At 74.3% G+C, this 5,795-nt stretch carries 6 protein-coding genes; 3 read left to right on the top strand and 3 right to left on the bottom strand.

The features are described from left to right. Together LLG88_11480 and LLG88_11475 are read right to left on the bottom strand one after the other, a co-directional pair. On the bottom strand, positions 1–621 hold a 621-nt coding region (locus LLG88_11480; GenBank protein MCE5247521.1), incomplete at its 3' end, for a zf-HC2 domain-containing protein. A 40-nt stretch (positions 622–661) separates the two neighbouring features. After that, on the bottom strand, positions 662–1,285 hold the full coding sequence (locus LLG88_11475; GenBank protein ID MCE5247520.1) for a sigma-70 family RNA polymerase sigma factor: 624 nt from the start codon (positions 1,283–1,285) through the stop codon (positions 662–664). 253 nt (positions 1,286–1,538) lie between these two features. On the opposite strand from LLG88_11475, the gene pgm reads away from it, so the two are divergent. Next, on the top strand, positions 1,539–3,179 hold the full coding sequence (pgm, locus tag LLG88_11470) for a phosphoglucomutase (alpha-D-glucose-1,6-bisphosphate-dependent) (GenBank protein MCE5247519.1): 1,641 nt from the start codon (positions 1,539–1,541) through the stop codon (positions 3,177–3,179). 103 nt (positions 3,180–3,282) lie between these two features. On the opposite strand, the gene LLG88_11465 is transcribed toward pgm, so the two are convergent. Further along, positions 3,283–4,326, bottom strand: a complete 1,044-nt coding sequence (locus LLG88_11465) for a WYL domain-containing protein (protein ID MCE5247518.1) — start codon at positions 4,324–4,326, stop codon at positions 3,283–3,285. Between the two features lie 183 nt (positions 4,327–4,509). Between LLG88_11465 and LLG88_11460 the strand changes: the two genes are divergently transcribed. Both LLG88_11460 and LLG88_11455 read left to right on the top strand, forming a co-directional pair. Further along, positions 4,510–4,920 (top strand): secondary thiamine-phosphate synthase enzyme YjbQ, encoded by a 411-nt coding sequence (locus LLG88_11460; protein MCE5247517.1) that lies wholly within the window; start codon positions 4,510–4,512, stop codon positions 4,918–4,920. Positions 4,921–4,926: 6 nt separating this feature from the next. After that, positions 4,927–5,795: MFS transporter (locus LLG88_11455; GenBank protein ID MCE5247516.1), on the top strand; the 869-nt coding region annotated here is incomplete at its 3' end.

Raw genomic sequence — 5,795 nt, 5'->3', positions numbered from 1 at the left:
GGGCGTCCGCGCCGCGGCCCCGCCGGCCGCCGCGGGAGCGGCCTCTTCGGCCGCGGACGACGCCGCTTCCGGCGCCGCGACGGGGAGCGGCGGCGCCGGCGCGAAGGCACCCTTCGCCGCGCCCGCGGCCTCGGCTTGCGGCGCGCGCGCCTCGACGTTCGGCCCGCGCTTCGGCGCCAACGCCGTCTCCCGCGTCGCCGGAGGCGGAGGCGGCGCGGTCGCCTCGCCGGCGACGGGCCGCGCGGGCGCGCCCGGGACCGGCGCGCCGACCTCCCCGCCCGTCCCCGGACCGCCGCGCAGCGCGAAGTACCCGGCGACGACGCCGACCACGACCAGCGCCGCCGCGGCGAGCGAGACCTGCCGCACCCAGCCGAACGTCCGCCGCGGCCGCGGCGCCGGACGCGCCCCGAAGACCCGCTCCTCGATCCGCGCGGCGAGCCGTTCCGGCACGGGCGGCACGTCGCCGCGCTGCGCCGCGGCGAGCCGCTCCCAGTCGTCGAGCAGCGCGCGGCACTCGTCGCACCCCGCGAGATGGGACTCGATCCGCGCCCGCTCGACGCGCGAGAGCTCGCGGTCGAAGTAGGCCGAGAGGAGTTCGGTCGGATGAGGCTCGCGCATCATCGTTCCGCCTCGCTGCGCGCGCGCCACGCGCCGCGCGTCTTCATTGTCCCGCCGTCCCGGCCGCCCCGCGCTCGACGCACTCCTTGAGCCGCAGCCGCGCGCGGGCGAGGCGCGAGCGGACCGTTCCCAAGGCGAGGTCGGCCCGCGCGGCGATCTCCTCGTACGGCAGCTCCTCCGCGTCGCGCAGCGCGAGGACGACCCGCCAGGGGCCGGGCAGCGCGCGGAAGCAGTCGAGCAGGCGCCGCCGCAGCTCCTCCGCCTCGAGCGCGGCGAGCGGCGAGCGCGCCTCGGCCTCCGCGCCCCACTCCGGTCCGACGTCGATCTCCGCCCCGTCGCCGCGGACGAGCGGGGCCGAGGCGCGGCGCGTCTTCTCCGCGGCGCGGTCGAGGTGGTTGAGGGCGCGGGCGACGGCGATCCGGTGCAGCCAGGTCGAGAAGAGCGCCTCGCCGCGGAACGTCGCGAGGGCGCGCCACGCGGCGAGGAACGTCTCCTGCGCCACGTCCTCGGCGTCGGCCTCGTCGCGCACGATGCGGAAGGCGACGCGCCAGACGTGCGCCAGGTGCCGCTCGACGAGCAGTCCGAACGCGTCGCGGTCCCCCGCGCGGGCCCGCGCGAGGAGCGCGTCCTCTTCCAGGGGGCGGCCGGCGCCGCGCGTTCCGCTCATCGCGCCGAGTATGCCCCACTCCGCCGTCGCCGTGGCCGCCACAAGTCCTCCGTCGCGCGGGGCCGCGCGATGCTCGATCGCGTCGCGCGGCGCCACCGCGCAAGTCCTCCGTCGCGCGGGGCCGCGACTCCCGCCGCGGCGCGCCCCGCGGCCCCTCCGCCTCGTTGGACAGCGCCGCGCGGCGGCGGTTCCCGCGCCGCCCCGGCGGCCGCGGAGACGCGTAAGATGCCCCGAACGATCAGGGAGACGCGCGATGAGCAGAAGCCCTCTCGCCGGCAAGCCGGCCCCCGCCTCGATCCTCGCCAACGTGCCGCGCCTCGTGGCGCTCTACTACGCCGACAAGCCGGACGTCGAGGATCCCGCGCAGCGCGTCGCCTTCGGCACCTCGGGGCACCGCGGCTCGTCGCTGCGCCGCTCGTTCAACGAGGCGCACATCCTCGCCGTGACCGAGGCGATCTGCCGCCGCCGCAAGGCGCAGGGGATCGACGGCCCGCTCTTCCTCGGCGTCGACACGCACGCCCTCTCCGAGCCGGCGGCGATTACGGCGCTCGAGGTCCTCGCCGCCCGCGGCGTGGACGTGATGATCGACGCGGCCGGCGGCTACACGCCGACCCCCGCGGTCTCGCACGCGATCCTCGAGTACAACGCCGGCCGAGAGCGCGGCCTCGCCGACGGGATCGTCGTCACCCCCTCGCACAACCCGCCGGAGGACGGCGGCTTCAAGTACAACCCGCCCGACGGCGGCCCGGCCGACCCCTCCGTCACCGGCTGGATCGAGAAGGAGGCGAACGCGCTGCTCGCCGCGGGGCTCTGCGGCGTGGCGCGGATGCCGTACGAGCGCGCCCTGCGCGCGCCGACGACGCACCGCCACGACTACGTCGGGCAGTACGTCTCCGGTCTCGGCGAAGTCGTGGACATGGAGGCGATCCGCGCCGCGGGCCTCGTCCTCGGCGCCGACCCGCTCGGCGGCTCGGGGGCCGCCTACTGGGCGCCGATCGCCGAGACGTACGGGCTGAAGATCGAGGTCCTCGGCGGCGGGATCGACCCGACGTTCCGCTTCATGCGCGTCGACTGGGACGGCAAGATCCGGATGGACTGCAGCTCCCCCGACGCGATGGCCGGGCTGATCGCGCTCAAGGACAAGTTCGACGTCGCCTTCGGCAACGACACCGACTTCGACCGCCACGGCATCGTGACCCGCGGCGCGGGGCTGCTCAATCCCAACCACTACCTCGCCGTCGCGATCGACTACCTCTTCACGCACCGGCCGCAGTGGAAGGCGGACGCGGGGATCGGCAAGACGCTCGTCAGCAGCTCGATGATCGACCGCGTCGCCGCGCGCCTCGGGCGGCCGCTGCGCGAGACGCCGGTCGGCTTCAAGTGGTTCGTCGCCGGGCTGCTCGACGGCTCGCTCGGCTTCGGCGGCGAGGAGAGCGCCGGCGCGTCGTTCCTGCGGCGCGACGGCCGCGCGTGGTCCACCGACAAGGACGGCCTGATCATGGACCTCCTCGCGGCGGAGATCGCGGCGAAGACCGGGCGCGACCCCGGCGAGCGGTACCGCGCGCTGACGGAGGAGTTCGGCGAGCCGCACTACCGGCGGATCGACGCCCCGGCCTCGGCGGAGCTGAAGGCGGCGCTCAAGAACCTCGCGCCGGAGAAGGTCGCGGCGACGGAGCTCGCCGGCGAGCCGATCCTCGCCAAGCTCTCGCGCGCCCCCGGCGCCGACGCGCCGATCGGCGGACTCAAGGTCGTCGCGCGGAACGGCTGGTTCGCGGCCCGTCCTTCGGGCACCGAGAACATCTACAAGCTCTACGCGGAGAGCTTCCTCGGCGAGGACCACCTGCGCCGCGTGCAGAGCGACGCGCAGGCGATCATCGACGCCGCGCTCCGCTGACGCTTCCGTCGCGCCGCGACGAAACGAACGTCGGGGGGCGTAGGGGCGGCAGGCGCGGTGGGGCGTCGTTGTTTCGGCGAACGTCGGAGCGCGCCAGCCGCCCCTACGGTTTATTGGTTGATTTGGCGGACCGGCGGCGGCGCGCCGTCGCGGCGCCGAGCCCGTGCTTGGAGAGGTCGTCCTTGGGCGAAACGACCTCGACCGCGGCGCCGAAGGAGCGGATCCACGGCGCGACCTCCTCCAGCGACTCGACGCGGAACTTCAGCCGCAGGCGGCCGTCCGGCTCCTCGGAGATCTTCTGCGTCGCGTGCCACACGCGCTCGGAGACGTACCGCTTGAGGTACTTGTCGTCGGCGAATAGCAGCTCGACGATGCGGCCGCGCCGCTCGCGCTCGAGGAAGATGCCGAAGGCGCCGGCGAAGAACTCTCCCGGCTTCCGCGTCGCGCGGGCCGCCTTCCTCTTCCCCTTTTCGGCCTTGGTGATCCGCTCGACGGCGTAGAGCCGCGCCTCGAGCTCGCCCTTGGGCTGCGCGACGAGGTAGAGCCCCGAGCGCCAGACGGCGAGCCAGTGCGGCGACGCCTCGACGAGCTTCTCCGGCGTCCCCTTGAATTCCCGGTAGCTGAACACGACGCTCTTCGCTTCCACGAGCGCCGAAAGCAGCGAGTCGAGCACCTCCGGCTTCACGGCCGCGCGCTTCGGCGCGTCGGGGACGACGTGGATCAGTCCCGGCATCCGCTCGGCGAGGCGCCGCAGCTCCGGCCGCGGCCCCGTCGACTTGGCGAGCCGCGCGCCCAGTTCCTCGGCCGCCTTGCCGGCGCTTGTCCCGCCGAGGAAGCGGAGCGTCTCCTTGGCCATGATCAACGCGGCCGCGCGTCCCAGGACGTCCTGCTCCTTCTCCGCGCCGGACGCGCGCAGCCGCAGCCAGTGGTTCCCGGCCTCGTCCTTCTCGTCCACGACGCGGCTCTTGCCGTTTTCCTGGAACGGCTCGAAGTGGTCCTGCAGCGCCTTGCGGTACTTGCGGTAGGTCCGGTCCTCGATGCCGAGCTCTTCCTGCAGTTGATCGACCCGCCAGCCGCGGGGCTCGGTCGTCAGCCGGTAGACGATCTTGGCGAACGCAAACGCTTCGGGAAGTGCCGGGCGCGCCATGGGGCGGTCTCCTTCGGCGTCCATTAGACACCACAACGGGTCCATAACGTGCCGACTTCGGGGGTTATCCCGCGGGGCGCGCCCGGCCGCCGCCCGACCGCCGCGGGGGCCGCGGACGGCGGCCGGTCGTCCGGCGTCGCGGTTCCGGGCCCCGCCGCGCGCGGTCTGCGGTAGATTGTCCGCATGCACAGCGCGTCGATCGAAGTCGCCACCCGCGGGCAGGAGCTCTACGACATCACCGCCGAGCTGCGCCGCGCCGTGGCCGAGTCCGGCGTCGCCGACGGCCTCGCCGTCGTCTTCGTGCGCCACACCAGCGCCAGCCTCGTCGTGCAGGAGAACGCCGACCCGCGCGTGCGGCGGGACCTGCTCGACTTCTTCGCCCGCCTCGTCCCGGAGGACGCCGGCTACGCGCACGACGACGAGGGACCGGACGACATGCCGAGCCACATCCGCACCGCCCTCACCCACACCTCCGAGATCGTGCCGGTCGCCGACGGCGCGCCGCTGCTCGGCACGTGGCAGGCGCTCTACCTCTTCGAGCATCGACGCGCGCCGCACCGCCGCCGCGTCGAGATCCGCGTGTTCGGCGACTGACCGCCGATGACCGCGGGAAACGGCGCCGCGCCGCGGGCGACCAAGGGGATCCTCGGCACGATCTTCCTGATCGTCTTCATCGACCTCGTCGGCTTCGGCATGGTCGTGACGCTTCTGCCGCGCTACGGCGAGATGTACCAGCCGAAGCCGCTGACGCTCGGCCTCTTCATGGCCACCTACTCGTTCTTCCAGTTCCTCTTCGCGCCGATCCTCGGCCGCCTCTCCGACCGCTTCGGCCGCCGGCCGGTGCTGCTCCTCTCGCTCTGCGGCGCCGCCTTCGGCTACGTCCTCCTCGCGCTGGGCGGCTCGCTCGAGGTCCTCTTTCTCTCGCGCGCCGTCGCCGGCGCCTCGGCCGGCAACATCTCGACCGCCCAGGCGGCGATCGCCGACGTCACCGGCCCCGCGGAGCGGGCGAAGGGGATGGGCGCGCTCGGCGCGGCCTTCGGCCTCGGCTTCATCTTCGGCCCGGCGATCGGCGGCTACCTCTTCGACCTCGCGCACTGGGCGCCCGGCGCCGCGGCGGCGCTGACCTCGCTCGCCGCGCTCGCGCTGACCTTCCGCTTCTTCCCAGAAACGCGCCTCTTCTCGCCGAACGGCGAGCGGAGCCGCGCGCGCCTCGACTGGCGCAGCCTCGTCCGCGCGCTGCGCCATCCGCTGCTCGGCCTCTGCCTCGCGGCGTTCTTCCTGCAGGTCTTCGGCTTCGCCAACTTCGAGTCGAGCTTCGTCCTCTACGCCGAGTCCCGCTTCGCGCTGACGGCGCACGAGACCGGCTGGATCTTCCTCTTCGTCGGCGTCGTCGGCGCCGTCGTGCAGGGCGGGCTCGTCGGCCGACTGACCAAGGTCTTCGGCGAGGCGCGGCTCGTCGTCGCCGGCGC

Source organism: bacterium, from assembly GCA_021372775.1.
Lineage (GTDB): Bacteria > Acidobacteriota > Polarisedimenticolia > J045 > J045 > JAJFTU01.
The sequence above is the reverse complement of the archived record's forward strand: the minus strand, read 5'-3'. Positions and strand labels throughout refer to the sequence as shown.